36 protein-coding genes are annotated in these 25,996 nt (G+C 41.0%); all 36 read left to right on the top strand.

Annotated features, from left to right (window positions below; translation table 11 throughout):
• Nucleotides 1-919: 919 nt before the first annotated feature.
• Entirely contained in the window at nt 920-1,366 is a 447-nt protein-coding gene (locus tag OC529_RS02425; protein ID WP_262081398.1) for a terminase small subunit, read from the top strand.
• A complete protein-coding gene (locus OC529_RS02420; protein ID WP_262081397.1) occupies nt 1,356-2,612 on the top strand; it encodes a PBSX family phage terminase large subunit in 1,257 nt (418 codons plus the stop codon). The genes OC529_RS02425 and OC529_RS02420 overlap by 11 nt, the downstream gene beginning before the upstream one ends.
• 11 nt (nt 2,613-2,623) lie before the next feature.
• Nucleotides 2,624-4,051 (top strand): phage portal protein, encoded by a 1,428-nt coding sequence (locus OC529_RS02415; RefSeq protein WP_262081396.1) that lies wholly within the window; start codon nt 2,624-2,626, stop codon nt 4,049-4,051.
• A complete protein-coding gene (locus OC529_RS02410; protein ID WP_262081395.1) occupies nt 4,020-5,906 on the top strand; it encodes a minor capsid protein in 1,887 nt (628 codons plus the stop codon). The genes OC529_RS02415 and OC529_RS02410 overlap by 32 nt, the downstream gene beginning before the upstream one ends.
• A complete protein-coding gene (locus OC529_RS02405) occupies nt 5,899-6,168 on the top strand; it encodes a hypothetical protein (protein ID WP_262081394.1) in 270 nt (89 codons plus the stop codon). Before OC529_RS02410 ends, OC529_RS02405 begins: the two co-directional genes overlap by 8 nt.
• Before the next feature lie 51 nt (nt 6,169-6,219).
• Complete coding sequence (locus OC529_RS02400) at nt 6,220-6,498, top strand: hypothetical protein (protein WP_262081393.1); 279 nt, start codon at nt 6,220-6,222, stop codon at nt 6,496-6,498.
• A gap of 488 nt (nt 6,499-6,986) precedes the next feature.
• Entirely contained in the window at nt 6,987-7,553 is a 567-nt protein-coding gene (locus OC529_RS02395; protein ID WP_262081392.1) for a phage scaffolding protein, read from the top strand.
• 26 nt (nt 7,554-7,579) lie between these two features.
• On the top strand, nt 7,580-8,494 hold the full coding sequence (locus OC529_RS02390; RefSeq protein WP_173214028.1) for a capsid protein: 915 nt from the start codon (nt 7,580-7,582) through the stop codon (nt 8,492-8,494).
• Nucleotides 8,495-8,509: 15 nt separating this feature from the next.
• Nucleotides 8,510-8,761, top strand: coding sequence for a hypothetical protein (locus OC529_RS02385; protein WP_173214030.1), 252 nt, complete (start codon nt 8,510-8,512; stop codon nt 8,759-8,761).
• 17 nt (nt 8,762-8,778) lie between these two features.
• Complete coding sequence (locus tag OC529_RS02380) at nt 8,779-9,132, top strand: hypothetical protein (protein ID WP_173214032.1); 354 nt, start codon at nt 8,779-8,781, stop codon at nt 9,130-9,132.
• Between the two features lies 1 nt (nt 9,133).
• Complete coding sequence (locus OC529_RS02375) at nt 9,134-9,490, top strand: hypothetical protein (protein ID WP_112445688.1); 357 nt, start codon at nt 9,134-9,136, stop codon at nt 9,488-9,490.
• On the top strand, nt 9,477-9,905 hold the full coding sequence (locus OC529_RS02370) for an HK97 gp10 family phage protein (RefSeq protein WP_050253783.1): 429 nt from the start codon (nt 9,477-9,479) through the stop codon (nt 9,903-9,905). The genes OC529_RS02375 and OC529_RS02370 overlap by 14 nt, the downstream gene beginning before the upstream one ends.
• Complete coding sequence (locus OC529_RS02365) at nt 9,895-10,317, top strand: DUF6838 family protein (RefSeq protein ID WP_050390754.1); 423 nt, start codon at nt 9,895-9,897, stop codon at nt 10,315-10,317. Before OC529_RS02370 ends, OC529_RS02365 begins: the two co-directional genes overlap by 11 nt.
• Nucleotides 10,310-10,504 carry a hypothetical protein gene (locus OC529_RS02360; RefSeq protein ID WP_173229635.1) on the top strand — a complete coding sequence of 65 codons (195 nt, stop codon included), beginning with the start codon at nt 10,310-10,312 and terminating at the stop codon, nt 10,502-10,504. Before OC529_RS02365 ends, OC529_RS02360 begins: the two co-directional genes overlap by 8 nt.
• Nucleotides 10,504-11,787 carry a phage tail sheath subtilisin-like domain-containing protein gene (locus OC529_RS02355; protein ID WP_112445693.1) on the top strand — a complete coding sequence of 428 codons (1,284 nt, stop codon included), beginning with the start codon at nt 10,504-10,506 and terminating at the stop codon, nt 11,785-11,787. Before OC529_RS02360 ends, OC529_RS02355 begins: the two co-directional genes overlap by 1 nt.
• A gap of 18 nt (nt 11,788-11,805) precedes the next feature.
• Nucleotides 11,806-12,270: a phage tail tube protein gene (locus OC529_RS02350; RefSeq protein WP_173214034.1), complete on the top strand. Its 465-nt coding sequence runs from the start codon at nt 11,806-11,808 to the stop codon at nt 12,268-12,270.
• An 18-nt stretch (nt 12,271-12,288) separates the two neighbouring features.
• Complete coding sequence (locus tag OC529_RS02345) at nt 12,289-12,690, top strand: phage tail assembly chaperone (protein WP_050253802.1); 402 nt, start codon at nt 12,289-12,291, stop codon at nt 12,688-12,690.
• A gap of 168 nt (nt 12,691-12,858) precedes the next feature.
• Entirely contained in the window at nt 12,859-15,297 is a 2,439-nt protein-coding gene (locus tag OC529_RS02340) for a tape measure protein (RefSeq protein ID WP_262081390.1), read from the top strand.
• A gap of 14 nt (nt 15,298-15,311) precedes the next feature.
• The gene (locus tag OC529_RS02335; protein ID WP_262081389.1) at nt 15,312-15,974 is read left to right on the top strand and encodes a LysM peptidoglycan-binding domain-containing protein; all 663 of its coding nucleotides are present in this window, start codon (nt 15,312-15,314) and stop codon (nt 15,972-15,974) included.
• A complete protein-coding gene (locus OC529_RS02330; RefSeq protein WP_262081387.1) occupies nt 15,971-16,936 on the top strand; it encodes a hypothetical protein in 966 nt (321 codons plus the stop codon). Before OC529_RS02335 ends, OC529_RS02330 begins: the two co-directional genes overlap by 4 nt.
• A complete protein-coding gene (locus OC529_RS02325) occupies nt 16,937-17,233 on the top strand; it encodes a DUF2577 family protein (protein WP_049500563.1) in 297 nt (98 codons plus the stop codon).
• Entirely contained in the window at nt 17,230-17,628 is a 399-nt protein-coding gene (locus OC529_RS02320; RefSeq protein WP_000106741.1) for a DUF2634 domain-containing protein, read from the top strand. The genes OC529_RS02325 and OC529_RS02320 overlap by 4 nt, the downstream gene beginning before the upstream one ends.
• Nucleotides 17,625-18,680, top strand: a complete 1,056-nt coding sequence (locus tag OC529_RS02315) for a baseplate J/gp47 family protein (RefSeq protein WP_262081386.1) — start codon at nt 17,625-17,627, stop codon at nt 18,678-18,680. Before OC529_RS02320 ends, OC529_RS02315 begins: the two co-directional genes overlap by 4 nt.
• The gene (locus OC529_RS02310) at nt 18,667-19,185 is read left to right on the top strand and encodes a DUF2313 domain-containing protein (protein WP_049512697.1); all 519 of its coding nucleotides are present in this window, start codon (nt 18,667-18,669) and stop codon (nt 19,183-19,185) included. The genes OC529_RS02315 and OC529_RS02310 overlap by 14 nt, the downstream gene beginning before the upstream one ends.
• A gap of 10 nt (nt 19,186-19,195) precedes the next feature.
• Nucleotides 19,196-20,242, top strand: coding sequence for a hypothetical protein (locus OC529_RS02305; protein WP_262081385.1), 1,047 nt, complete (start codon nt 19,196-19,198; stop codon nt 20,240-20,242).
• Between the two features lies 1 nt (nt 20,243).
• Nucleotides 20,244-20,642 (top strand): hypothetical protein, encoded by a 399-nt coding sequence (locus tag OC529_RS02300; protein WP_173278737.1) that lies wholly within the window; start codon nt 20,244-20,246, stop codon nt 20,640-20,642.
• Between the two features lie 8 nt (nt 20,643-20,650).
• Nucleotides 20,651-21,058, top strand: coding sequence for a hypothetical protein (locus OC529_RS02295; protein WP_262081384.1), 408 nt, complete (start codon nt 20,651-20,653; stop codon nt 21,056-21,058).
• A gap of 17 nt (nt 21,059-21,075) precedes the next feature.
• A complete protein-coding gene (locus OC529_RS02290) occupies nt 21,076-21,672 on the top strand; it encodes a hypothetical protein (protein ID WP_262081383.1) in 597 nt (198 codons plus the stop codon).
• Nucleotides 21,665-21,817 (top strand): hypothetical protein, encoded by a 153-nt coding sequence (locus tag OC529_RS02285; RefSeq protein WP_173214043.1) that lies wholly within the window; start codon nt 21,665-21,667, stop codon nt 21,815-21,817. Before OC529_RS02290 ends, OC529_RS02285 begins: the two co-directional genes overlap by 8 nt.
• A 10-nt stretch (nt 21,818-21,827) precedes the next feature.
• Nucleotides 21,828-22,265: a hypothetical protein gene (locus tag OC529_RS02280; protein ID WP_262081382.1), complete on the top strand. Its 438-nt coding sequence runs from the start codon at nt 21,828-21,830 to the stop codon at nt 22,263-22,265.
• Between the two features lie 17 nt (nt 22,266-22,282).
• On the top strand, nt 22,283-22,759 hold the full coding sequence (locus OC529_RS02275; protein ID WP_112445810.1) for a hypothetical protein: 477 nt from the start codon (nt 22,283-22,285) through the stop codon (nt 22,757-22,759).
• Between the two features lie 6 nt (nt 22,760-22,765).
• The gene (locus OC529_RS02270; protein ID WP_112445809.1) at nt 22,766-23,086 is read left to right on the top strand and encodes a hypothetical protein; all 321 of its coding nucleotides are present in this window, start codon (nt 22,766-22,768) and stop codon (nt 23,084-23,086) included.
• A 5-nt stretch (nt 23,087-23,091) separates the two neighbouring features.
• Nucleotides 23,092-23,874 (top strand): hypothetical protein, encoded by a 783-nt coding sequence (locus OC529_RS02265; RefSeq protein ID WP_262081381.1) that lies wholly within the window; start codon nt 23,092-23,094, stop codon nt 23,872-23,874.
• A gap of 8 nt (nt 23,875-23,882) precedes the next feature.
• The gene (locus OC529_RS02260) at nt 23,883-24,200 is read left to right on the top strand and encodes a hypothetical protein (protein ID WP_112445805.1); all 318 of its coding nucleotides are present in this window, start codon (nt 23,883-23,885) and stop codon (nt 24,198-24,200) included.
• A gap of 13 nt (nt 24,201-24,213) precedes the next feature.
• On the top strand, nt 24,214-24,543 hold the full coding sequence (locus OC529_RS02255) for a phage holin (protein WP_262081380.1): 330 nt from the start codon (nt 24,214-24,216) through the stop codon (nt 24,541-24,543).
• A 2-nt stretch (nt 24,544-24,545) separates the two neighbouring features.
• Nucleotides 24,546-25,496: an N-acetylmuramoyl-L-alanine amidase gene (locus OC529_RS02250; protein ID WP_173214584.1), complete on the top strand. Its 951-nt coding sequence runs from the start codon at nt 24,546-24,548 to the stop codon at nt 25,494-25,496.
• Nucleotides 25,497-25,996 lie beyond the last annotated feature (500 nt).

The following is a 25,996-nucleotide window of genomic DNA, read 5'->3' as shown; positions in this document are numbered from 1 at the left end:
ACACACGCAAGGTTGTAGTCGTCTTGCATTTTTAGGGCTTAGCCTAGATAATCTGTGGTAACTCAGGAAAAGGATGTTTTTAAATCTATCAAACATCCTGCCAGAAATGGTCAATCTAAGCAATTTAATCTTAACTATTTCAATTTTGGAATAGGTGGGCGAAGTTAAAGCAGGGAGATTCCAACGGCAAGGTGCTGAGGAAATGCAAACGTGGCAGTTTGGCTGTGAAACGAGTCTATAAGAGGAAAGAGGTATTTGGTTCGAGGTGCAACAAGAGCTTAATACTATATCTTACAAAAATTGGGCGCCTCCCAAAAGTATGTAAGGTGAGTTGATTGTCCGCAAAACAATCGATAACAAGCAGGCGCTGTGCATTTTGTTCTTCAAAAGAGAATGAAACACATGGCGATGCGTGTCTGTGATAGATGAAAGATGATTTTTATATTTTAAAAGCTATTCAAGATAGAAAAAACTCAAAAAAAGCAAAAGTCATCGCCCGTCACAAACGAAAGTGTACTTCGGCAATTAGATTGCCTACTCAAGTCTCGCAAGGATAAGAGTAAAGTCAAAGAGTAAAGCAGCTTAGACTTTTAGCGGGGTCTTCGTTAATTGAAAAATGGCTTAGTAGTTTGCGATGTAAGGAGTGATTGGTCTAACCAATCGTGCATGAGTGATACAAGTAGGAATATTTGTGGACAAGGTAATAAACTATAAGTTATCCAAAGTCACTCGTTTAAAGCAGTAGTCTCATGCTAGCTAATGGATATATGGTAGACGGATTAAGTCCTGTTTAGGGAATTAAGATGTCACAGGTTCGAGTCCTGTCGTTCCAATTGCGATTTTAATTCGCAGTGAGAGGTCTTGAAAAGGTCACACATCGTGTGGCTTTTTTTGATTTTTTGAAAGGTGGTGATGGAAAATGAACGATAAACAGAAACACTTCGCTGATGAGTACATCATCAGTAGAAACGCAACACAATCTGCAATTAAGGTGGGGTACTCAGAGAAAACGGCATATAGCATAGGACAAAGATTGTTGAAAAATGTTGAGATTTCTGAATACATTAAAAAACGTACTGAAGAACTTTTTGACGAGCGTTCAATGTCAATCGTAGAAGCCTTGGCAATCTCTGCTAGTATTGCTAGAGGAGAAACTCAACAAGGGTATTCTAAAAAAACTGTAAAGACTGCTGAAGGTGTGGAGGTATCGGAAACGACTTATGAATTTACTCCGACGATTGAAGAAAGACAACGCTCTATAGACCACATATTCAGAGTGAATGGCGCGTATTTAGAGAGAAAAGAAATCGAGATGTCTTCGGCTGTTCAATTCGTTGATGATATAGGAATCAGCAATGAAGCGTAGAATGAGTGAGTTTATCCCAAAGGCTTTTTACTCTATGTGGCGTGCAGCATTTGACCATAAAATCTTACATGTGGTTGAAAAGGGTGGCCGTGGTTCTGGCAAGTCCAGCGACATCGGACACGTTATTGTTCAATTGATTATGCGCTATCCAGTCAATGCGGTGTGTATTCGTAAGACAGATAACACATTAGAACAGTCGGTTTACGAGCAATTGAAATGGGCGATTAGTAAGCAAGGGGTCAGTCATTTATTTAAGATTAATAAATCCCCTTTGAAGATAACCTATATCCCAAGAGGAAATTATATTATCTTCCGTGGTGCACAAGATCCAGAGCGTATTAAATCCTTGAAAGACAGTCGCTTTCCGTTTGCGATAGGCTGGATTGAGGAGTTAGCTGAGTTTAAAACTGAAGATGAAGTAAAGACAATCACCAACTCACTCCTACGTGGAGAATTGGCTGATGGTCTTTTTTATAAGTTCTTTTACTCTTACAATCCTCCAAAAAGAAAGCAGTCTTGGGTGAATAAGAAATATGAGAGCGTTATACAGCCTCCTAACACCCACGTACACCATTCGACATACAAAGATAACCCTTTTATCGCTAAAGAGTTTATAGAAGAAGCAGAGGCCACGAGAGAGCGTTCAGAGAAGCGTTACCGTTGGGAGTATCTGGGGGAGGCTATCGGTTCGGGTGTAGCACCGTTTGAAAATCTGGTATTCCGCAAGATTACAGACGATGAGATAGCAAGGTTTGATAACATTCGGCAAGGTAACGACTTTGGATATGCCAATGACCCTTTGGCTTTTGTGAGATGGCATTATGACAAGAAGAAGCGAGTTATCTATGCTATCGATGAGATTTATGGCGTGAAGATTAGCAACCGTGAGTTGGCTGAAAGAATCCGTGAGAAAGGCTATCAATCTCAGATGATAACTTGTGATAGCGCAGAACCTAAGTCGATTGATGAGTTAAAACTGCAGTTGAATATTCCGCTTGTTCAAGGCGCTAAGAAAGGTCCTGATAGTCGTGAGTATGGAGAACGCTGGTTGGATGATTTGGATGCGATTGTGATAGATCCAGAACGCACACCGAATATCGCAAGAGAGTTCGAAAGTGCCGACTATGCAGTTGACCGTGATGGAAATCCCAAACCCAAGCTAGAAGAAGTAAACGACCACACAATCGACGCTACAAGATATGCGTTTGAAGACGATATGAGACAGCCAGGAATATCATTCTGGTAGGAGAAGGAGAAATGTTGAGTAATTGGTTTAAATGGTTAATCAGGCGGTTGTTGATTAAGAATACAACCCAAAATGAAATACTAGAGATTGAGATAAGAGAACATCAGGCATCTGAGAAAGTAAGCACGATGAAAGAGGCTTACAACTACTATCGAAATCGCACGGATATTCGAAATAAGAAAGTAGATGTTGATTGGCGGACGAACTCAAGGATTGAATTAGGTTTATTTAAGAAGCTGGTAGACCAGAAGGTCGGGTATTTGTTTTCTAAACAACCTACCATCTCGCTAGAGGGAGAAGAATCACAAGATTTTTTAGATAGCGTGTTTGACGAGGATCTTTTATCTACGATTAAGTCACTCGGTAAGGAAGCAGTGATAAAAGGGATAGCCTACGGCTTGCCTTATTACGACGAGAACGGCCGTCTACGCTTGTTTAAAATCCCAAGTGAACAGATTATCCCTTTTTGGAAAGATGAGCGTCATTTGGAATTATCCGCCTTTGTGCGTGTCTACAAACAAGCCGTCTACGAAAGCGGAGTGAAGAAGACCAAAACATTTGTAGAATACTACGATGAACAAGGAATTACAGATTATATTTGGACAGGTTCACACCTTGAACTCAATCCACTATCCAAGGAGACCAAGGGAAATTTTTATTATGTCAATGCAGACGGTACACGGACTCCTTATACTTGGGAGAAAGTGCCTCTGATTCCATTCCGCTACAACGAGTATGAGGACGGTCTTTTAGTCCAAACCAAGTCTTTGATTGATAACATTCAACTTCAAATGTCTACTAACGCTGATATGTTGGCAGATATGCCGAAGCTGATTTATGTTTTGAAAAACTATCAAGGTGCAGACCTGGGCGAGTTCATGAATAATCTGAATAAGTTCCGCTCTATCAAAGTTTCTAGCGATGGTGGTGTAGATACCTTGCAAGCAGACAATGATACCAGCGGAGTTGAAGCGGATATCGAACGCTCTCGTAAGTTCTTGTATGAGGCTGCACGAGCCATTGATACCCAAGATGATAATCTAGGTAATGCGAGTGGTCAGGCTCTTAAATGGCGCTATACAGACCTTGATTTGGATTGTAATGAGCTGGAAAATGAGTTCCAAAAAGGTATTAAGCAATTCCTTTGGTTTGTAGAACAATACGCCACAAATAAAGGAGTAGCGTTTGACTCATCTAAATTTACTTATGTCTTTAATCGTGACATCATTTCAAATGAGTCTGAAGCTATTCAAGATTGTGTAAACTCAATCGGCATCTTAGACGATCTAAGCATTCGTGAACAACATCCATGGTATCAACCAGAGGTTGAGAAACGATTGAAAGAACAACAGGAACAAGGACAAGATCCATACTCTCAGACCAATTTCAAAAAGGTAGATGAAGATCATGACGACCAAGGACAAGAAAAAGATAGATGAGTATTGGACTGAGCGTGCTTTACAACAGGAACAAAACGCTCAGATAGTTGCTGATAGGTATATGGCCCAGATTGGCCAATCTTTAGCAGATTATAAACACCAGCTGGTTTCTGAGATTGAGAAGTTCTATGCCAGGTATGCAGTTGATAATAAAATGACTCACGCAGAGGCCAAGCAATATCTGACAGATAAAGAGCGCAGAGAGTTTAAGCATGTAACCCTTGAAAGATTCCGTGAGATGGCCTTAAATCCTGACACACCGACACCTTTGTTGGACGCTTTGAGCTATCGCCATCGTATTAGTCGCAAGGAGGCTTTGCTTGCCGAAATTGAGCGTCTAACAGCTGAACTATACGGAAAGCCAGACGGCATACATGACAAGGTCACAGAGGCTCTGAGTGACGTCTACATCAAGGGTAAAATCCATCAAGCTAAGAACTTGGCACATTTTGGAATCATAGAGAAACCAATATTGGGTGTCGATGCAGTTAAGCATAAGATGGCTAGCAATTGGAGTGGTAAAACCTTTTCTGAAAATGTTTGGGTTCATAAAGAAGTTGCTTATAAGGCAATCAGTGATGTCCTGAATAAAGGCCTAACAGGAGGCTGGTCTATTGATAGAATGGCTAGAGCTCTTTCTGAACGCACAGGAGTCGCCTATCATCGAGCAGATACGCTTGTCAGGACTGAGACGACCTTTTATAATAACCTCGCGACGCTAGATACCATCAAGGAGTTGGGCGGTGACCACTACGAAATCGTAGCGGTATTAGACAGTCGTACAAGTGAGATTTGCAGGTTAGAAAATCACGAGGTTCATTCTGTTAAGGAATATAAACCAGGTCGAACCGCACCGCCATTCCATGTCCGTTGCCGTTCTACTATCAGGCCTGCAGTTAAATCTGATAAGAAAGGCAAGACTGATAAGACTGATAGGACAGAAGAAGCAGAACAGATTAGCCCGTATCTCGATATATTACTAAATAACGCCCCTGTAAAAATGGCAAAAGAGAAGCGTTCTCTGGACGAAATCTTCGCAGGTTGGGAGCGCGAAGGGGAAGCGATTAAAGAAAAACTGTTTGCGAAAGACGGAGAAAAGGAGAACGTTGAGAAATCGAAGGGAAATATAAAAAAATTTGACTTTTACCCATTAACGGAGGATAATATAGGTGACAAAGAAAGAATATTAAACATATCTAAAAGATTGAAGGCAGTTTCGGAAGAGTACGAAAAAGAAACTGGTAAAAATATTTTAGAATTATTCGCAAATAAAAAATTGATAGATCGTTCCAAACCGTATGATGATGAGAAGTCTAAATTTATAAGATTTTTATATAAACGAGTTGGCTATGATAGGAAACCGAATATTCTTAATGACAACGATATTGTTGTATTAGAGACCATATACCGTGGTGTAAGTGATAGCAAATCTGGAGAAATAAATTCAAAAACTTTAATGGATAATTTCAGAAACGGAAAACTAGACCTAAGCGGTAGAGTAAAATCTGCACATGGTCGAGGTTTGTACTTCGGAAGTCGTTTCGTTGCTGAGAGATATGCTAGTAAAGGAACAAATCCACTACTAATCAAAGCTTTTTATGACCCTTCTGATTTTAAATTTTTAACTGATGAACTTTACAAAAAAGAAAAGCATACTTGGTTGAAAAATTTAGACGATGATAATGAATTATATGAATATTACTATTTTTTGATGAGTCAAATAGGAATAAATGACTCTAATGCAGATGTTTTCGCTGTCCTACATGGTTACGATGGTTTTAAAGCGATGCATAATGATGGGTTGTATACAGTTGTTTATAACCGTAGTAAGTTAGGAGTGCTTAAAGATGATTAAAATTTCAATTAGTTTGTTGCTAGATGCAATTGAAGATAACATTGACGAAGAAGCGCTTCAATCTATCGATTTCGAGAGCCAGATTAGAAAAATTACAAAAGAATTCCAGGGAGAAAATGGTGAATTCTTAGTAAAAGAAGAAGCCTTTGAAACATTACCTTTGGATAGAGAGACAAAAAATAAAATCATCGACCAAATAAAACAAAATAGTCAAAATGTTTTCGAAGATGATTTTGACACATTGTTGCAATTATATTATTAAGCACCTAGAGAAATCTAAGTGCTTTTATTATGCTTTGAAAGGAGGTAGGAAATGAAATACAGAAAGAAGCCTGTAGTAATCAAGGCCGTCCAACTCAACGAACGTTGCTTGATTGAAGAGGATTGGTTCTGGGACGCAGTAACAAGGAATGAGATTATCGTTCACGATAATGGCAAGTGGAATAAAAATCCAGCATGGTGTGAGATCAAAACACTTGAGGGGGTTATGATCGCAAAAACAGGAGATTATATCATCAAAGGTGTGCAAGGTGAATTTTATCCATGCAAACCTGACATTTTTAAAGAAACATACGAAAAAGTAGAGGAATAAAGACATGTTTATATGGGATTTGGTATCAATTTTACTAGGTTGGATTATATTTTTTGCATTAATTTTGTTCGTAATAATTAAATTATTCGAAGTAATCTCAGCAGTCATTTCAACTCTAAAAGTCGGAATTGAATACATAAAGAAACTGAAACAATTGAAAAATAAATAATCTAACCGCATCGAAATCGAGGCGGTTTTCTTATGCTCTAACCGTATGGAATCCCGTACGGTTAAATTTATATATTGGAGGTATTACCTTGAGGATGTATACAAAAATAGCACTAACAATTGCTGTAACCGTCATTACAACAAAGCTAGTGCTACACATAGAAGAACAGCGAAAAATCAGAGACTTACATAATCGAATTGCTAAATTAGTTCAAATCGACTAGTGTCTTTCGCCCTGGGCATGGCGTTAAAAGGCTTTTTTACTTTACCAAAATGTCGTGGTCGTTGCCACGTTAAACAAACGTACAGGAGGAAAAGAAATGAATCGTAAATTTTTGGAACAGTTAGGATTGACTGAGGAACAAGTTGAAGCAGTTATGTCCGAACACGGGAAATCAACACAGGACCTACAAGCAAAGGTATCTGCTGCAGAAGATAATGCCAAGGGCTTGCAAGACCAGTTGAGAGAGCGTGATAAGGACATGAAACAGCTCAAACAAGACGCTGAAGGCAATGCTGAACTACAACAAAAATACTCAGACTTGGACAGCAAGTACAAGACAAAACAGAAGGAACATGAACAACAACTCAAGACAATGCAGTTAGATCATGCTATTGAAATGCACTTGAGCGGTAAGGTTCATGACGCTGGAATCGTGTCTAGTCTACTAGACAAGTCTAAATTGGGATTAGGTGACAACGGAGCGGTGACTGGATTGGATGAACAGTTAACGGCTTTGAAGGAATCTAAAGGCTTTTTATTTGCTCCAGAAAAGGCTGTAGAACCACATATCGCTGGTGCTAAGCCACAAGGGGCAACACAAGAAGAAACAGTTGCTAACGACCTGACAACGCAGATGATCAATGCGTTTACGTCAGATCTATAATCAAAAAATAGAAAAGAGGAACAGATATGCCAGCAACATTGAACTATGCACAGGCTTACCAACAAGGTTTGCAAAATCGTTATAGTGAAAACGGACTGTTATTCACTAACAAACTTTGGGACTCTCCATCAAACACGCTTTTGAAATTTACAGGAGCTAAAGAAGTGAAAGTGCCGCGTCTTTTGATTAAAGAAGGGCGCAAGGACCGTACACGTCGCACGATTACGAATATTGACGCTAACTATGAAAACCAATGGGAAACATACACATTGACTAATGAGCGTTATTGGTCAACACTAGTAGACCCATCAGATGTTGATGAAACTAACTATGTTACTTCCATTGCTAACATTACTAAGACATTCAACGATACTGAAAAAGTTCCAGAAATGGATAAATTCATGGTATCTAAATTGTTCTCCCGTAAGAAAGCACTTGATACAGAAAGTAAACAAATTAAGTCCTTGAATTTGACTGAGGAAAACTTCCTTGCAACCTTCGATGAGTTGATGGAACAAATGGACGAAGCTGGAGTACCAGCAGAAGGTCGTGTTATTTTCTGTACACCAGCAGTTAAACGTATGATCAAAAACATCAAGGACTTTGGTCGTACAGTCAATATCCACGGTCAAGGCACGGTGATTGACCGTTCTATCGGTCGTTTGGACGATGTGACGATTGAACCAGCTATTCCATCTGACCGCATGAAGACCTTGTACAACTTCACAAATGGCGCTAAAGTTGACCCAACTGCTAAACAAATCCATTTCTTCTTGATTCATATTCCATGTATGGCAGCGCCACAAAAATATGAATTTGTAGGACTTGACGCACCAAGTGCTTCTTCAAGCGGTAACTACTTGTATTACGAACAATCTTACGATGATGTATTGCTATTCCAGACTAAACATGAAGGTCTAGCCTTTGTTGTCGCACCTTAAAGAGGAGGATAGAAAATGATAACAGTAAAGAAAGAAAATCGTGTCCTAGATATCGATGAACTAGAAAAAGCAACCTTCCTGGAAGATGGCTACGATGTGGTAAAAATCAAAGATGGCGAATATGTCGTCGTAGAGCCAGCAACCAGCGGACGTACCTATACCATTCAGGAGTATCAAGCAGTAGTTGCTGAACGTGACCAAGCTCTTGCCGAACTTGAAAAAGTGAAAGCTAAGAAAACGAGCAAGAAAGACGAAGAAGAGAAATAAGGAGGGTGTTTCTGCTGATGGAGAAGATGACACTTGAAGAAATTCAACAGCATAACGAAGATGCTAGACAAGCCTTGATTGACTTGTACGAACAACGTTATTTAGGCTATCCAGAAGAGTTAGTGGTCGATGAAGTCATGCAGAACATTCTTAACTACTGTAATCGTGAGGATTTTCCTTTAGAGTTGCGATTTGTGGCCATGCAGATGGTTTATGTTGTTTGTAATCCTGACCAAGCTGTCCAAGGCAAGAATATTTCCGTTGGAGATACTCGTGTCGAATTGGCTAAGTCAGACCTTGCCAGACGTGCTGAAAGTGTCTTGTTGGACTTTACGAGTCAGCTACAGAGGTTCAGAAAGTTGAGGTGGTAGGATGAATATCAATGATGTTCTATCTCAGGCAACACCAAGCATTGAATGGACCTATGATAAAAAGATGGATGTGTTTGCTTCTGTCGAGAGTACGAAAACAAACGGAGCTGATTTTGTAGAGTTCAAAGAAATCTACAAGAAGGTTCCCTGTCGTGTCTCTGTTCGTAACTTAGTGAATACTGAGCAGAACGAAGCGCACCAACTCAAGACAGAACACAAGATTTTCTGTTCGCCTAAATTTACTATCAAAGCTGGTAGTAAATTGGTCGTAGATGGTGTTCAGTACCTGACCAGTGAAGACCCGATGGTCTATGTCACGCATCAAGAAATTGTGGTGAGACGACATGAGTGGTTATGATGATAGTGATGTTCAAGAGTTCTTGAAACGACTTGAACGGGCTCAGGCAATCATTGATTCTGAGTTTATGCAGGCTGCTAAAGATATCGGCCTAGCCTTTTTGAAAGAGGTTAAGGAACGAACACCAAAGGGCTTAACAGGTAAGTTAAATCAATCGTGGAAGATGGAAGTAAGCAAAAATGGGAATGTGTATGAGGTTATCGCATTCAACCCCATGGAATACGCTTCTTTCGTCGAAAGTGGACACCGTCAACAAGTAGGGCGTTATGTCCCTGCAATCGGCAAGCGTTTGGTCAATCCTTGGGTGGAAGGACGCTTCATGATGAGACTGACAGAAGAACAGATTAAACAGAAAATTCCACAAATCACACAACAAATCGAAGAGAGGCTAAAGGAGGAATTAGGTGGATTATAGTATTAGACCACTCGTCATCAAGCAACTCAAAGATGTGTTTGGGTGCAAGGTCTATGATGAACAAATCCAGCAAGGATTGAAAACACCTTGTTTTATTGTAGATGTGAAGCCTGTGACTCGAAAGCGGTTGGCAAACCAAAACGATAAGCAGGTTTTTATTGTCTTGCTGCATTACTACACCGAAAAAACAACAGACTTATACCAAAAGTTTGAAGAGATTGAAACGGTGTTTAATTCGCCTTCCTTTCGTTATTTAGGGGATAAGTACCCTATCAATGATTTGAAGGTGGAATACAATGCCAATGACTTGATATGCACATTTACAATCACTCGATACGTTCGATGGGTTGAAGAAGAACCAAGAATGCAAATATTAGAAAGGATAGGTGAAACTTCTCATGGAAATGAATGAAGAACTAGGTTATGTAACCGAACCAGTGGTACCAACCACTGAAGAAAAATTTGGTAAAGAGGCATTGCTCAAGTATTTTGAAGATGATGCAACTTTGTTAAACGTTTTGCTGGAAGATGACCAGTCATACTCACTAGCAGAAGTAAGACGCATTTTAGAAGACTGGAGAAAGGGTGTGGCTAACTAATGGCACAATGGAGAGTACAGAATAAACGAGTTCCAAAGGCCTACATCAATTTCGTATCAAGAGATGATGTGATTGTTCCTTTGGAAGACAATACGATTGCAGCAGTTATGATTGCTGGATCTTGGGGAGAGCCTGGTGCTTTTACCCTTGTTGACGGTACAAGCAACTTCCGTCGCCTATTTGGTAAACCGATTGATGAACTTCTTCCAATTCGTGAAGCCTTGAAAGGTACCGGTAAGGTTCTTGTCTACAACGGTGTGAACAACACTGGGCTACAGGCAACGAAAACAGAAAACGATATGGTCGTTACAGCTAAATACAAAGGATTAGCTGGTAACCATATTCATGTTATCTTCAAGAAACAAGTTGATACTGGCTTTGAAGTAACAACTGTTTTCTTTGGAAAAGAAGTTGATAAACAAATCATCACAGCCTTGCCATTTAAGAATGACTATGTGAATGTAACGGGCACTTTAACAACAGAAGATAAAACAATCTTGCTTGAAGGTGGTACTGATGGAGCTACAACCAATTCAGAGGTTGAAGATTTCCTAAATGCACTCGATACTCAAGACTTCCGTGTCTTGGCTCTGGGTACAGATGAAAGTGCAACGAAAGCACTTGTTACGGCTCATATCAAGAAATGGCGTGACGCTGGTCGTTCAGTCATTGCAGTCTTGAATGATTACACGGATGCTGACGATGAAGGTGTTGTATCAGTCGGTAACGGGGTTACATTGAGCGATGGTACGAAACTAAGCGCTAAGGATTGTGTTTACTTCGTAGCTGGTAAGTATGCAGGGGCTGGCTTGCAATCCAATACATTCAAGTCTTATCCAGGCGCTATCGACTGTGAGCGTAAGAACGAAGCAGAGGCTGAAAAGCTCATCAATAAAGGTCAGCTTATCTTTGCTTATCGAAATGAAAAAGTGATTATCCTGTCAGACGTGAACTCATTTACTAGCTATACGGCAGAACACAGTCGTATTTTTGGTAAGAACAAACTTGTCCGCACCATGGATAATATCAATACCAATGTCAAGTATATCTTTGAGAACTACTTCATCGGTAAAGTGCCAAACAACGTGAATGGTCGTGAGTTGTTTAAACAGCGAATCATCACAATGGTCCTTGATCCACTTGCTCAAAAGCAAGCCTTGGAGTATAAAGCGAAAGATATTGAGATTTCACAAGGTATCACCAAAGAATCTGTCGTGGTAAACTTGCCAGTTGTCTTGACGGACGCTATGGAAATCTTGTACATGACGGTTATCTGTGATTAAGAAAGGAGAAACTAGCTAATGGCTATTATGAACCAATTAGATGCTTTGTCAGCTAAGGAAGGAACAGTCTTCTTTACAATCAATGACAAGCAATATGAACTAGCAGAGCTTATCTCGCTAGAAACAAAGGTTGAATACACAAAAGCTGATGTTACCCCTCTCAACTCTCGTATGAAGGGTGGTAAGATTGTCGGCGCAGAAGGTACAGGTTCGTTGAAGATGTACTACCACCGTCCAGAATTAAAGGCGATGGCTTTAAACTATGTCAAACAAGGTATTTTGCCTCGTATTGATATCAAGTGTACTAACGAAGACCGCACATCTCGTGCAGGTCGCTATACCATCGTTTTGAAAGGGGTTCTGTTCAAAGAATCACTTATCTTTAAACTAGATGGATCAGCGGATGAGGTCATTGACGAAGAAACGGACTTCACATTCCAAGATTTTGATATTTTATCAGAATTCCAAGAAATTACATACTAACATAAGGAGGAAATAGTGGTGAGTGGATTAAAAGCATTTTTGAAACAAAATAAAAAAGGGGAAGAGACTAAGGATGTCTTGCTTCCTTCTTTTGAGGAACCAGTTAAAATTCGAGTGTTGAGTGCTCGTGAAGCGGACTTAATCAATGACCGTTGCTTTGTCAATAAGCCTGGTCGCAACGGACGCCAAGAGCGTGTATTTGACGGTGTTAAATATAACCGTGAAATCTGTATTGCGTCTATCGTGGTTCCTGACCTTAACGATAAAGAATTGCAAGATTCGTATGGAGCAATGGGAGCTTCTGAGTTATTCGGTACTATGTTTAACTGGGGCGAAAGCGCCTTGATTTTGGAAGCTGTGACCGAACTCAGCGGTATCAACCAAACATTCCAAGACAAGGTTGACGAGGCAAAAAACTAATAAAAGAGGACGCGGAGGCAAAACTTGCCTACTTCGCCCTCGTAAACTATTACATTCGCCCTAGTGAATTTGTGAATATGGATGTAGAAGAAAAAGCCTTTTTCGCTGCAGTCATGCACGAAGAGGGGCTACAACGTAAAAAAGCAATGAAGAAGTGAGGTGATTCTATTGGCAAATATACAAACAACCATGTCTTTGACCGATAGAGTCACAGGCACTTTAAATAGAATCTATGCAACTATGGAGCGTGTCAAAAATGCAGGTTCTGGCATAGATAAAGCTATGAAGGCTCAAGAATCCGCTATGAAAAAAGCTGGTGATTCTGGTCAATATTTTGTCAATAAAGCTGGGCGAGTCGTTGATGTCAACGGTAGGTTTGTCAACAGTGCAACTCTAGCAGCTGCAGGACTCAAAAAAGAAGAACTGGCTCTAAGAGATTTAGGGAATGCCTCGAATAATACTTCTAACAAGCTAAGTAGATTAGTATCTTTGAAAGGTTTGTTGAAGACCACTTTAGCTGGTATTGCAGTCGGTAAAATTACCAAACAAGCTATAGGCATGTCAGACGAGTACGCCAATATGCATGCTCGTTTAGATATGATTCGAGATAGTACGCAGACGACAGAGGAACTGCAAAAGTCTATCTATACATCCGCACAGCGTACAGGCTCGGCCTATACAACCATGGCAAACGGTGTCGCTAAGATGAGGATGCAAGCTGGCGATGTTTTCCAAAACAACGGTGAAACAATTGCCTTTTTGGAAACTATGAACAAATCCTTTGTTGTTGGTGGCGCAAGCATTGAAGAGCAAAAAAGTGCCATGCTTCAGCTTACTCAGGCTATGGCCAGTGGTAAGTTGCAAGGTGATGAGTTGCGTTCTCTAGCTGAAACTTCACCAGCCTTAATCCAAGCCATCGCAAACAAGTTAGGCGTTAGCCGTGGCGAGGTTAAGAAACTTGGAGCAGACGGGAAGATTACGGCCGACATTGTCAAAACTGCCATGCTGGAAGCAAGCGATACGATTGACAAGCAATTCCGCAATATGCCCCTAACTTGGGGCAGGGCATGGCAGAACTTCCTGAACTTTGTGACCAAAGCGCTTGAACCAATATCGATTAAGATAAATCAGATAGTGAACTCGTCAGCTTTCCAACAATTTGCCCAGATTGTAGCCACGGTGCTTCAATATGTCGTTCAAGCGGTTATCTTTGCCATGGATATGATTGGGGCTGTTTGGAATATGTTGGCGCCGATTGCTCAATTTGTTGCCGATAACTGGTCTGTGATTCAACCAATTATTATTGCCGTAGCAATTGCTATAGGTGCCTATGTAGTTGCCATGAACGCAGCAGAAATCGCCACTAAACTATTTAGTATTGCTACCAACGCGGCTAAAACAGCTATGGCTGCTTTTAATGCAGTTTTGGCAATGAACCCAATCATGTTGATTGTAATGGCAGTCATTATTCTTATCGGCCTCTTCTATGCCTTGGTCGCATGGTTTAACAATCTTACTGGTGCAGCCGTATCAGCTACAGGAATCATCATAGGGGCTATATTTTACCTAGGAATGACCATTTGGAATATACTTCTTATTATTGTCAATGCAGCTATCTGGGTGATTAATATGATGCTACAGGGTGTTTTTTGGTATGTTAATACCGCAATAGCATTCTGGATGTTTCTATATCAGGCTATCTTAACTATTTTGATAGGCATTTTAGACTTTATCGACTGGTTTGTTACTGGTGCAGTTAATTTATGGAACGAGATGTCTTTCCAAGTTCAAAGCGCTTGGTATGATATCGCTCAAGGCGGACGTGATATGGCTGTCGCTATTGCAGGTTTCGTAGATAATATGGTCAATAGTGTTATTGGTGCAGTTGAGGGGATGATTAACTCTGTTCTTGGCGGATTTAACAAGATGATAGGGTTCTTAAATGGCCTTGGGTTGAACGTCAAAGCAGTTGGTTCAGTCTCACTAACCAGAAGCAACTTCGCTGGAAATATCGCTGGTGCGATTGATAGTATGCAAAAACCAGTTAAAAAAACCTTTGAAGGTCTGCACTTGGCAGATGGTCTGAAACAACACAAGGCTGGTTTAGAAACTCCGCACCTTGACACTCCACAACTGAGTTATCTTGAACTTGGAGACCGAATGGGAGCCTTTAACAAAGGATACGAAATCGGTAAAGGTATTGATAAGGCTGTCGGTGGTTTCTTCAAAGGAGCTGGAGATGCCAACGGTGCAGGAAACAATTTCTTGGGTGGCCAAGGCACTACACCTTACGAACTCAGCCCAGCGAGTTCAGTACCTGGACAAGGAGACGGAGGAAAAGATGGCGGTCACAATCCTACCGGTGGTAAATTAGATAAAGTCGGAAAGATTGAAGATGAAATCAAACTGGACGATGAATACATCAAGTTAATTAAGGACGTTGCGACAATGAAGTGGCAACAGAACTTTATTACCTTGAAACCAGAGATTGTCACCAATATTGACTCCATTAACAACGCTGGCCAGTATGCCAACGTATTGGATGATTTGAATGCAACGATTGTAGACGCTTTGAATAATGGCGCTGATGGTCTTATGGCTTACTAGGAAGGAGGTAGCAGATGTTTATATTTATTGAAGGCATTAAATTGCCAGTGAATCCAGAAGAAATCAAACTGGAGGACAAACAAGGAATTGAGACAGTCGCTATCATCGATACTGGTAACGTTCCGCTTGTCGGAAATCCAGAGCTTCAATCGATTGAGTTTGAATCCTTTATTCCTAGTGGAAGATATGACGGAAACTACCAACGGAATAGCCGTGTCTCTCCAGAATCCTTTGTATCATCTATTCGTAAATTTAAGACGGAAGGCACTCCTATTCAATTAATGATTGGGGGTGCTTTTGGTTCTGCTATTAACGGGAAATTTATAGTGGAACAATTCGATGTCTCTACCAAGACGGGATATGAAAATGACCTGATTTATAAGATTAAGTTCTTACAATATCGGTCTCATAAGCCACGTAAGGTCACTATTAAAGACAAAAAAGCACTTGAGGCTACTAAAAAGAAACCTCAGGCAAAAGCTACTGAAGAACGTAGCCCTACGACTGAGAAACCTGCTCAAAAAAGCCATACGGTTGTTAGTGGGGATACTCTTTGGGGAATTGCTCAGACATTTTACGGAGATGGCAGCCGATATACTGAAATCTACGAAGCCAACAAAGACAAAATCAAAGACCCTCATTGGATTTATCCTGGACAGGAGTTTGTGATACCATGATGCAATTATTCTATCAGAACAATAAAACTGGAGATACATGGGATTTAGCAACTGTGTCTGAAAAAGTCGAATTCAAGACAACTAGAAAAGGGTCAGCTTGGAGCGTGGAGATTACCTTGTACAACTCTACAAAAGTAGCTTTTGAATACGGTTCTCCACTTGCTTTCAAGCTAGATGATAAAGAGGTATTCTTTGGTTATTTGACCAAAGTCAAGTACGAAAAAGATACCAAAACAACCTTGACCTTTCACGACCAGATAAAGTACTTGTTACGCAATATCAACTTTGTTGCTAAGGACAAAAATGTCAATCAAATCGTCTCGGCAATCGCAGGAGATTTTGATTTGAAGATTGGGGAACTAAAAGCCCCAGCCGTGACTTTATCCCCTCAATTGAAGGAAGATAAGAAGGCTCTGGATATTATCCAAGAAGCCATGGACGAGACTTTGGTACAAAGTGGAGAATTGCTGGTTTTGTATGACAAGTTCGGAGAGTTGACGCTAACAACTCCCAAAAACTTACCAATCCAATACATCATCGGAAATGAATCATTTATGTCTAGCTTTGAGTTTGAAGGTTCGATTGAGGATAGTGCCAATATTGTCCGCTTGATCCAAGAGAACAAAGAAACCAAGAAGAGAGAGGTCTACATCTATCAGGACAGCTACAATATCGGCGCTTGGGGAAAACTCCAGTACATGAAAAAAGCGGATGAGAAAGCAACTGAGGGGCAAATCAAGCAATGGGGCGAAATGCTCTTGAAGATGAAAAACCGTCCCAAAGAAACGTTCAGTCTGAAAGCTGATATTGGAAGTATTGACTTTTTAGCAGGTCATGCAGTCTATGTGGATGTTAAGGATATTGAGAAGAAAGGGTGGTATGTCATTGAAGAGGCAACTCATTCTTTTAGCGATGAAAAGCACACGATGGAAATTAAATTATTTATGGCAGGAAGTGAGTAGATGGAAGTAATAGAAAATCTAAAGAAATTGATTAGTAATTTCATTGAAAATCGCCAGTTCGCAAAGATAACGACTGGTGTCGTTTTATCGGTTTCTCCACTCAAAATCCAATTGACCAATGAGTTGATTTTGGATGATTCTATGCTCGCCGTCACATGGACCGATGAAGCATTGGATCCTGAGTACGTAGGTCAAACCCTTCATCTCATCAGACAAGATGGTGGAGGGTTTTATTATGTCTTGTACAAGAAGATATTCCACTACAAGCGCAAAGTGAAAGGGGGTTCTGATGAATGAGTACTCCTAAAACAAACTTTTTAAACATCGCTAAAAATGTTGTTGAAGCTAAGAAACAGCCTAGCTTAACACTAGATGAAACCAATATCTTGCTAGAAACAGATGGCATTCATGCTCTGAAGCAATCAATCAGACGAATGCTGACGACTGAACGGTTCATCTATACGATTTATGATCATCGCTACGGTGTTGAGTTAGACGCTTTATTTGGTGGGGATATGGATTATGCCCAGATGGATATCGCACGGCGCATAAAAGAGGCCTTGTATGAAGATGACAGGATTCATGAGGCTCACTCTTTTTCTACCAAGGTAAAGAAAGATGAGTTTTATGTGCAGTTCATGGTTGATAGTGATTTTGGAACATTTGAGATGGATTTGGAGGTAAAGCGATGATTAAGGTAAAAACATATCCAGAGATTTTAGAGGATATGCTGGCCTTGTTTGATGATAGGTATGACAAGAGACAAGGGTCTGTCTTGTACAATCTAGTTGCGCCTGCAGCTCGAGAAGTTGCCATTCAGTATACGGTTTTAAAATCGTATGAGGAAGTTAACTTTTTAGATACGAGTACAGGAATCTTCCTAACTCGTTTATGTAGGCAGTTCGGAGTTGAACGTTTGCCAGCTACGGCATCGGTTCGATTGGTTCAATTCAAGCAAGAAATCCCACTCGGGACTCGTTTCAGTGTGGTTAATAGTGAGTATAATTTCCGTGTCTTAGAACGTCGCTCTGGATTCGAGTATAGCGTAGTAGCTGAACAAGTCGGAAATGCACCTAACTATGTAAGAGGGCAACTCATCAATATTGATGTGTTGAGCGACTTTAAAGGGGCAGAAATCGGCTCTGTCATCGTTGTAGGAGAAGACGAAGAGACAGATAAACAACTCCGTAAACGGACTATTGAGTATCTGAAAACACCGACCTTAAACGGGAACATTGCCCAATACAAGAAATGGGCAAGTGAGTTTGTTGGTGTAGGTTCGGCACTTATCGAACCGCTCTGGAAGGGAGAAAACACGGTACGTGTATCTATTACGGATGCTGACGGTAACGAAGCTAGTTCAGAGCTGGTAAAGAAGTTCAAGAATTATCTAGATCCTGAGCCAAGTGGCCATGGGTTAGGTGTAGCTCCGATTGGTGCCTATGTGACTGTGCAGTCTGTAAGTGGCTACGACGTTCGTATTACCGCAACAATCAAGATTGATGAAGATGTAGATATCGCAACCATCAAGCACGAGGCGAAAGTCCAACTCATTAAATACTTACGTGAAGAAGCATTTGAAGAGAAAGAGGTTCGAAATTATAAAGTTGCCACGATCATTGACAGAATTAATGGGGTTCGAGATGTGGACCGTATTTTGTTGAATGACAGGGAACAAAGTATTGAACTTTCTACCAACATGCTTCCGAAACTAGCGGAGGTAACTATCAATGTCACAAGTTAGATATCGTATGTTATCGGCTTTGCCAGAGGTCTTAGATCCAACAATCAATGATTTGTTTGAAACTGAGATTCCAGAGCTGGAATTGATTACAGACTTAATCTTTGACACAAGACGGTTGATGTTGTTGCCAGAAGCGACCGAAGACTGGATTACACGTTGGGAAAAAGCTTTGCAGGTAAAACCGAAAACAATTGATTTGGAAGAGCGAAGGCGGTATCTAATCACTTTAATTTCTTCCAAAATAAAAATAAACTCAGTGAGTTTACAAAAAATTACAAAGAGCTTTACGAATGTCAATAATTTAGTAACGGTCAAGGGTTCGGCGGTACATATCCGATTTTTAGGAGAACTGCCAACTGGATATTTGAACCGTTTTTTAAAGTATGTGCGTGAATTGATTCCTGCTCACTTAGGAATCCAATTCTCGGTTGAAGCGCCAATGATGAACACAATTTATATTAGCGCTCATACATTCAGTGATATTCGTTCAGTTCGATTTGAATAGGAGGAAATAAATGGGATATTTTATCCAGCCTATTGTGACCGATAAAGCAATCAGCGAAACAGCTTTAGCAATTCAAAATAGAGAACCACTGGTTTTCACTCGAATAGCTTTGGGTAGTGGCCGGCATCGGACGGACGCTGGCAAGAAGAATGATGTAGCTCAAATAGTTCATTCTTTGCAAGTGACACAGTCTTTATCGACGGATGTAGCTGACACGATTCGTCTCACAGCGAGGTTTGATAACTCACGGATTGAGCGTGAAATGATTGTGAACGAAATCGGTGTGTTTGCAAAACGTGGGAATCATGAAGAATTCATGTACATGTACACTTGGGCAGAACAGGGAGATGTGATTCCTCCTAAAACATCTGCTTATGTATATCGAGATTATGATTTCAATACGACTATTAGTAAGAATAGTCAGATTACCATTCAATACAATGCGACTGACTTGGTTTATGCAACTGTCCCTGAATTGAAAGCGACAGAAAGAAAGCTACAAACCAATATCGATAATCATATTGAAGACACTGCCCGTCACGTTTCTGACCAGGAACGGACACGCTGGAATGGGAAAGCCGACGCAAGTCACAGGCACAAGGTTGCAGACATCGACGGTCTGCCTGAAAAAATTGACGAGGTCACTAAAAACAAGGCCGAGAAGGTTGACCTTACAGGTCACATCCAAAACCACAACAATCCACACGGTGTCACTAAGCAACAGGTGGGATTAGGGAATGTTACTAACGTAGAACAGGCTAGTAAGCAAGATTTTCAAAATCACTTAAACAATCACAACAATCCACATAGCGTTACAAAGCACCAAGTTGGTCTGGGTAACGTAGATAACGTTAGACAAGCAAGTTATGAGTCTGTAGAGGCTTTAAAGCGTGAGTTTCAGGAGCACGAAGATAGGCTAAACGCTATCGAGTACATGTTCTTGCAGAATGATTTCACTGCTCCGATTCGTACGGAAGACGGTACAGAACATACCTTACTTGCTGATGAAAACGGCCGTGTGATTGTTGCTGATTGGAAATATATTATGGAGGTATAACATGGCAGTAATTAGTACACAGACACGAAAAGTAACTGATTTGCCACAGGCTAGTCAGGTTAACAACTCGGACAACATCATGATTCATGATGGGCGTGGGTTGAAAAAAGTGTCTGTGCAGACTTTTAAAAACGGAGTGAGTCCAACTCCCTCAACCGCAACAGCTGGTTCAAACGGAGTTGTCAGACCTGATAATTCAACGATTACAGTCGATAGTTCGGGTGTTTTGCGAGTAAACAGGTCAGCGCTTGGGATTCCAAGTACACCGTCCGAAGTGATCGCGAATAAATTTGTAAACCAAAACGGAAACCAACAAATGAAGTATTGGTATGGTTCGAAAGCCCAATACGAAGCAGTCCGGACCAAAGATCCCAACACAATCTATGATGTGTATGAGTAGGTGGTATTATGGCTACAAGAGAAGGAATCTATGTCGGAGGACATGAGATTATAGAACGATATGTTGGTAATCGTTTGGTTTGGGAGAAATGGGTCTATGTTGGATATTTCCGGAATCTAAGAACTCCGTTTGAATCACAAGACTATTTGATTTTTGATTCAATAGATTTAAGTGATTTCAACAATAAATATCGTGACGAGAGCAAAGTAAATGATGTTAAAGTACGGATTAAGCACCAGAACAATACAATTACAACTGTTTATGCGAAGTATGCGCGGTTGTACGATAGGGATACAAGGCCAGATAATTTCAGTAGAGGAAGTGCGCTCTATATCTCATTTAAAGACGATAATCAAAGACAAGTATTCAAAAGTAATGTCACTAGAAACGATTCACTATACTTTTATTTTAAATAATCAGGAGAACATTAAACATGGAATTTGTATTAGTAAATAAATTTTTTAGAGTTGACAAGACGGAAGTCTCTATTCAATGCGACAAGCCGTTTACTTTTTTCACTCGTGAGTTGGAGGGTGACCGTTTGGGTGACACGGACGAAACGCTCATTGAAGCAGTCAAAGAGATTCTACGTACCGAACTTGACCCAACTAGCGCCATTGTCAAAAACCAAGAACAATTGGCTAAAACGCAAGAACAACTGGCTAAGACGACGGAAGCGCTGGAGAGAGCCAACCAGCTCATGGAAGGCATGCAGAAGGTCAATCTCCAGAATGCTCAGGATATTGAGGATATCTTAGCACGATTGGAAGAGCTGGAAGCTCAAGGAGAGTCTGACCGGGAGGAGAAAGAAGAGGCAGAGGAGGACACCCCTCAGGTTACGGACACAGAAAACCAAGCTGATGAACCAGCCCCAGCGCAGCCAACTACTGAACAACCAGTAGCAGAAGCACCTACACAACCAACCCCAGCGGTAGAAGATAACAAAGAAAGCGAGAAAGAAGATGACATTTCTGAAACGACAAACCAAGAGAGCCCTAGTGAAGACAATGGAGGTAGCAACAATGAGTAAGATTACACTAGACCAAGCAAAAATCGACATGTACATCAACCTACTGGAACGTGGAGCAGTTGACTTTTCATGGGTACATAAACGCTGGAAAGACCGTGTGCGCAAGGAATTGAAGCGCCGTGGTTTGAGCCATCTGGCAGACTAGCGAGGTGCTTATGGATGTCTTACAACAAACAGAACATTTCTTCATGAACGTGCTATCAGCAGCGACGCCAATCGTCGTGGCTTGGTTGGGCTATAAAATGCCGAAGAAAACAAAAGAAGAAACAGATAAAATCGTCTCGGAACTAACCGATGTTAAGAAACAGATTGAAGATGTCCAGACTACCGCTAAAGATAGCAATTCCAAAATCGATGAAGTACAAGAGAAGTTGAAAGTGCACGACGAGGCGCATCTAAATACCATGAAGTTGCGCCTTGACCGTGATATGCGACGGGCTATTCGTAGAGGGTTCACTTCAAAAGACGAATTTTCACTAGTGGAAAGTCTGCACAAAAGCTACAAGGCTTTAGGAGGTAATGGCTACATAGACCGCTTATTCAACGATTTTGAAAAATTGGAGATTAAGGAAGACATCTTAGTAGATGATTAGATAGAAAGAGGTGCAGAATGGTCTGTAATCTCAATATGACCAATTTGTTGCAGATTGACGGTGGGCATCTGATTAAGCAAGGGGACTTGGCTTCCACCTTTGGTTTTGCCCTCTTAGACGAAGACTACCAAGTCATCTCCTCTCTGGAAGGGGAGGAGGCGCTGATCAGTCTGACCAAGGAGGGCTACCAGTGGAAGAAGCAGGTAGCTGTTATCAGTCAAGGTGTGAGTTTTCATCTGGACGCTATCTTGCCGATTGGGAGTTATCGCTTGGAAATCACGGCTGGAGGCTATGTTTTTCCCAGTGATAAATCTGTCCATATCAAGATAGTCGCCTCAGATAAGGAATTGGTCACAGAAGAAGTCCATGCTTTAAAAGAGCTGGATATCGCAGAAGAAGTAAAAAAACAGCTTGCAGGTAGAACTGTAGGCGAGAACCCAGTAGGTCAGGAATTGCCAGACCTACTCTTTTATTACAATTTAGGAAAGGTGTAACACAAAATGGATACTACAAAATTAACAGCATTTGCGCAGGCAGTGGGGGAAGATAACAAAAAGGTAAACGAAGAGCTGAAAACGAAAGTCAGCACGTCTGCCATGAATCAGGCAATCGCCCAAGCTAAATCTGAAGTTAAGGCTGAAATCTTGGGTGAAGGTACCCCTGAGAATTTGGATACGCTGAAAGAAATCGCGGAAAAAATCACGAGCATGGGACAAGATGAAAATAGCGCACTTCTTGGCAAAGTAACTGAAGTCAGCGGACGTGTAGACCAGATTGCCAATGTTGATTTGGTCGCAACCTATAACGCAGCGAAAGCGTGAGTGCTATGAGTAACCTTGAAAATCTAGCAAGAGCAATCGGTGAGGATGTCAAGGCTATCAAAGAAGACTCAGAGCTAAAGGATAGGGAGGTTAAGAAAAGACTGGACACCCTTGAGAGTAGACCGAGAGTCCATCCAGAAACCCTCGTTACAAAAGCGGAGCTGGAAGAGAAAGGCTACTTGACCTCCCACCAAGACTTGTCTACTTACGCTCAAAAATGGGAGTTGTACAATGATATCCCCATCAAGGCTAGGATTTCCGCCTTAGAAAATCGTCCATCATTCGATACGCTGACACCGACTCAACGGGATAGCTTAAAAGGGGATAATGGGCATAGTTTAAATGCCAGCGTTCGTATTGAGGGTTCTTATAAGAATGGCTCTACTAGCCAATTGAATCTGTTTGCGGATGTATTCTACGATGGCGAAGCAGTCACGAGTGGCTATACTCTTGATTACTACTACAGAGGTTTTGGGAATAATAGCTGGGGTGTTTTGAGAAATCAAACGCCTGATGCAAATGGTAAATTTGGTCAGTGGAACGCTTCTCAGCGCTCTGGTGGTTGGTTCGAAGTCCGTATTGAAGTGAATTACAGAGGATTGAGAGCCTCTGCTTTTACTCATTTGGATAATATCAACGATGGTGAACGAGGAGCAACGGGGGCGCCTGGTCAGAACATTGTCAATCAGAACGGTTCGCAGGCACTCAACTATTGGGCAGGAACACAAGCACAGTACGATGCCCTTCCAACCAAAGACCCTCACACGATTTACGATATTTTTAAGTAGGTGAAGCTATGAGAGATAGAGTAAGAATCATGTTAGGAAGTAGAGAGATTGTCAAACGCTATATTGGTGATAGGTTGGTGTGGGAGAGTGGACCGTCATTATTATTGGAAGTGTTAAACACAAGAATGTGGCAGTACTGGGGTGGGTACAATATTGATATTAAAGGTAATGATATTAAGGTTACTGATATACGATATGTACAACTCAATAATGGTAAATTAACAAGAATTAAGGCTGATATGTATAACCGAGGAGTCATATATCTAACTGGTACAAACTTAAGGGATTATATAGGTACCGTTAATGTTAAGTTTTATGGAGAATAGAAAGGAAAAACACATGACACAATTTAATGAAATCATCATTGCCTTTGCGACAGGCTTTTTAGCGGTAGTCGCAGGCAGCATGGTAAAAACAGTAAAAGATTATCTTTTGCGAAAAGGCGGAGAAAAAGCGGTTATTATCGCTGAAATCCTAGCCAAGAACGCAGTTAATGCCGTGGAGCAGGTAGCTCAAGAGACAGGCTTTAAAGGTGATGAAAAATTGGCACAGGCTCGTGCTAAAATCCGTGCAGAGCTGACCAAATATAACATCAGCATGACGAACAAGGACTTGGACACCTTTGTGGAGTCAGCCGTGAAGCAGATGAATGACGCTTGGAGGGAGTAGGGATGGATATCGATACAAGCAGACTACGTACAGGCTTGCCACAAGTCGGAGTGCAACCTTATAGACAAGTACATGCTCACTCAACAGGCAACCGCAACTCAACTGCTCAAAATGAGGCGGACTACCACTATAGAAAGGACCCTGGACTTGGGTTCTTTTCTCATGTCGTTGGAAATGGCCGTGTTATGCAGGTAGGACCTGTTGATAATGGTGCCTGGGACGTTGGGGGTGGTTGGAATGCTGAGACCTATGCAGCAGTTGAATTGATTGAAAGCCATTCAACTAAAGAAGAGTTCATGACAGACTATCGCCTTTATATCGAATTGCTACGAAATCTAGCAGATGAAGCAGGTTTGCCGAAAACTCTTGATACAGACGACTTGGCAGGTATCAAAACGCATGAATACTGTACGAATAACCAGCCGGATAACAGTAGCGACCACGTTGACCCGTATCCTTATCTTGCGAAATGGGGTGTTAGCCGTGAACAGTTTAAGCGAGATATTGAGAACGGCCTAGGCGCCGAAACAGGCTGGCAGAAGAACGATAAAGGCTATTGGTATGTACACTCAGACGGCTCTTATCCAAAAGACAAGTTTGAGAAAATCAACGGAACCTGGTATTACTTCGACGGTTCAGGCTACATGCTTGCAGACCGCTGGAAGAAGCACTCAGACGGCAATTGGTACTGGTTTGACCAATCAGGCGAAATGGCCACAGGCTGGAAGAAAATCGCTGAGAAGTGGTACTATTTCGACGTAGAAGGTGCCATGAAGACAGGTTGGGTCAAGTATAAGGACACATGGTACTACCTAGATAGTAAGGACGGAAACATGGTATCTAATGAATTCGTCAGAGCAGGTCAAGGCTGGTACTACATCAAGGCAGACGGAACAATGGCTGATAAGCCAGAGTTCACAGTTGAACCAGATGGCTTGATTACAACAAAATAGAAAGACTTCAAAATAGATTACACTAACCGCAGGCTCAGGCTTGCGGTTTTTTTGTTGCTTAAAAAGGTTGGATTTAAAATCCAAGCAATGTAAATCGAATAAACGCATTTCAAATGCGTAAAATCATCTGCTTGTGAGAGTAGTAGTTTTGTTAAAAATAAAAACAGTGACATTACTCACTGATCCTTTTGTAAACTATTAGAATGAAATTGCAACCTTCTCAACTATACGGGCAAAGATGATTATGAAAATGAATACGAAGATGAATACGATTTAAAAAAATGATAGCAATTAACGAAAATGATTTTAATGAAAAATAAGTAAAAACTCAACTATTGAAAAGCAATGATAACTATTTGTAAACACAAATTCTTTATACCATAAATAGTACACAGCTTGCTAATTCTTTGAAATCAGTGGGTTTCTATCGTGTTAAGTAAAAGTGAATACGAAATTGAATACGACTCTACTTTTAGCTGGATCGGATGAAATCCATAAGC

The sequence above is a fragment of the Streptococcus sp. Marseille-Q5855 genome, assembly GCF_946901985.1.
Classification (GTDB): Bacteria; Bacillota; Bacilli; order Lactobacillales; family Streptococcaceae; genus Streptococcus.
The sequence above is the reverse complement of the archived record's forward strand: the minus strand, read 5'-3'. Positions and strand labels throughout refer to the sequence as shown.

Excerpts from the sequence above, each read along its gene's own strand:
- OC529_RS02335 (WP_262081389.1), top strand. The coding sequence starts at position 15,312 with ATGTTTATATTTATTGAAGGCATTAAATTGCCAGTGAATCCAGAAGAA.
- OC529_RS02360 (WP_173229635.1), top strand. The coding sequence starts at position 10,310 with ATGAATGAAGAACTAGGTTATGTAACCGAACCAGTGGTACCAACCACT.
- OC529_RS02315 (WP_262081386.1), top strand. The coding sequence starts at position 17,625 with ATGATTAAGGTAAAAACATATCCAGAGATTTTAGAGGATATGCTGGCC.
- OC529_RS02275 (WP_112445810.1), top strand. The coding sequence starts at position 22,283 with ATGGTCTGTAATCTCAATATGACCAATTTGTTGCAGATTGACGGTGGG.
- OC529_RS02255 (WP_262081380.1), top strand. The coding sequence starts at position 24,214 with ATGACACAATTTAATGAAATCATCATTGCCTTTGCGACAGGCTTTTTA.
- OC529_RS02325 (WP_049500563.1), top strand. The coding sequence starts at position 16,937 with ATGGAAGTAATAGAAAATCTAAAGAAATTGATTAGTAATTTCATTGAA.
- OC529_RS02415 (WP_262081396.1), top strand. The coding sequence starts at position 2,624 with ATGTTGAGTAATTGGTTTAAATGGTTAATCAGGCGGTTGTTGATTAAG.
- OC529_RS02280 (WP_262081382.1), top strand. The coding sequence starts at position 21,828 with ATGGATGTCTTACAACAAACAGAACATTTCTTCATGAACGTGCTATCA.
- OC529_RS02305 (WP_262081385.1), top strand. The coding sequence starts at position 19,196 with ATGGGATATTTTATCCAGCCTATTGTGACCGATAAAGCAATCAGCGAA.
- OC529_RS02390 (WP_173214028.1), top strand. The coding sequence starts at position 7,580 with ATGCCAGCAACATTGAACTATGCACAGGCTTACCAACAAGGTTTGCAA.
- OC529_RS02265 (WP_262081381.1), top strand. The coding sequence starts at position 23,092 with ATGAGTAACCTTGAAAATCTAGCAAGAGCAATCGGTGAGGATGTCAAG.
- OC529_RS02270 (WP_112445809.1), top strand. The coding sequence starts at position 22,766 with ATGGATACTACAAAATTAACAGCATTTGCGCAGGCAGTGGGGGAAGAT.
- OC529_RS02385 (WP_173214030.1), top strand. The coding sequence starts at position 8,510 with ATGATAACAGTAAAGAAAGAAAATCGTGTCCTAGATATCGATGAACTA.
- OC529_RS02310 (WP_049512697.1), top strand. The coding sequence starts at position 18,667 with ATGTCACAAGTTAGATATCGTATGTTATCGGCTTTGCCAGAGGTCTTA.
- OC529_RS02330 (WP_262081387.1), top strand. The coding sequence starts at position 15,971 with ATGATGCAATTATTCTATCAGAACAATAAAACTGGAGATACATGGGAT.
- OC529_RS02425 (WP_262081398.1), top strand. The coding sequence starts at position 920 with ATGAACGATAAACAGAAACACTTCGCTGATGAGTACATCATCAGTAGA.
- OC529_RS02395 (WP_262081392.1), top strand. The coding sequence starts at position 6,987 with ATGAATCGTAAATTTTTGGAACAGTTAGGATTGACTGAGGAACAAGTT.
- OC529_RS02380 (WP_173214032.1), top strand. The coding sequence starts at position 8,779 with ATGGAGAAGATGACACTTGAAGAAATTCAACAGCATAACGAAGATGCT.
- OC529_RS02300 (WP_173278737.1), top strand. The coding sequence starts at position 20,244 with ATGGCAGTAATTAGTACACAGACACGAAAAGTAACTGATTTGCCACAG.
- OC529_RS02250 (WP_173214584.1), top strand. The coding sequence starts at position 24,546 with ATGGATATCGATACAAGCAGACTACGTACAGGCTTGCCACAAGTCGGA.
- OC529_RS02260 (WP_112445805.1), top strand. The coding sequence starts at position 23,883 with ATGAGAGATAGAGTAAGAATCATGTTAGGAAGTAGAGAGATTGTCAAA.
- OC529_RS02350 (WP_173214034.1), top strand. The coding sequence starts at position 11,806 with ATGGCTATTATGAACCAATTAGATGCTTTGTCAGCTAAGGAAGGAACA.
- OC529_RS02320 (WP_000106741.1), top strand. The coding sequence starts at position 17,230 with ATGAGTACTCCTAAAACAAACTTTTTAAACATCGCTAAAAATGTTGTT.
- OC529_RS02410 (WP_262081395.1), top strand. The coding sequence starts at position 4,020 with ATGACGACCAAGGACAAGAAAAAGATAGATGAGTATTGGACTGAGCGT.
- OC529_RS02420 (WP_262081397.1), top strand. The coding sequence starts at position 1,356 with ATGAAGCGTAGAATGAGTGAGTTTATCCCAAAGGCTTTTTACTCTATG.
- OC529_RS02290 (WP_262081383.1), top strand. The coding sequence starts at position 21,076 with ATGGAATTTGTATTAGTAAATAAATTTTTTAGAGTTGACAAGACGGAA.
- OC529_RS02375 (WP_112445688.1), top strand. The coding sequence starts at position 9,134 with ATGAATATCAATGATGTTCTATCTCAGGCAACACCAAGCATTGAATGG.
- OC529_RS02285 (WP_173214043.1), top strand. The coding sequence starts at position 21,665 with ATGAGTAAGATTACACTAGACCAAGCAAAAATCGACATGTACATCAAC.
- OC529_RS02295 (WP_262081384.1), top strand. The coding sequence starts at position 20,651 with ATGGCTACAAGAGAAGGAATCTATGTCGGAGGACATGAGATTATAGAA.
- OC529_RS02370 (WP_050253783.1), top strand. The coding sequence starts at position 9,477 with ATGAGTGGTTATGATGATAGTGATGTTCAAGAGTTCTTGAAACGACTT.
- OC529_RS02355 (WP_112445693.1), top strand. The coding sequence starts at position 10,504 with ATGGCACAATGGAGAGTACAGAATAAACGAGTTCCAAAGGCCTACATC.
- OC529_RS02400 (WP_262081393.1), top strand. The coding sequence starts at position 6,220 with ATGAAATACAGAAAGAAGCCTGTAGTAATCAAGGCCGTCCAACTCAAC.
- OC529_RS02405 (WP_262081394.1), top strand. The coding sequence starts at position 5,899 with ATGATTAAAATTTCAATTAGTTTGTTGCTAGATGCAATTGAAGATAAC.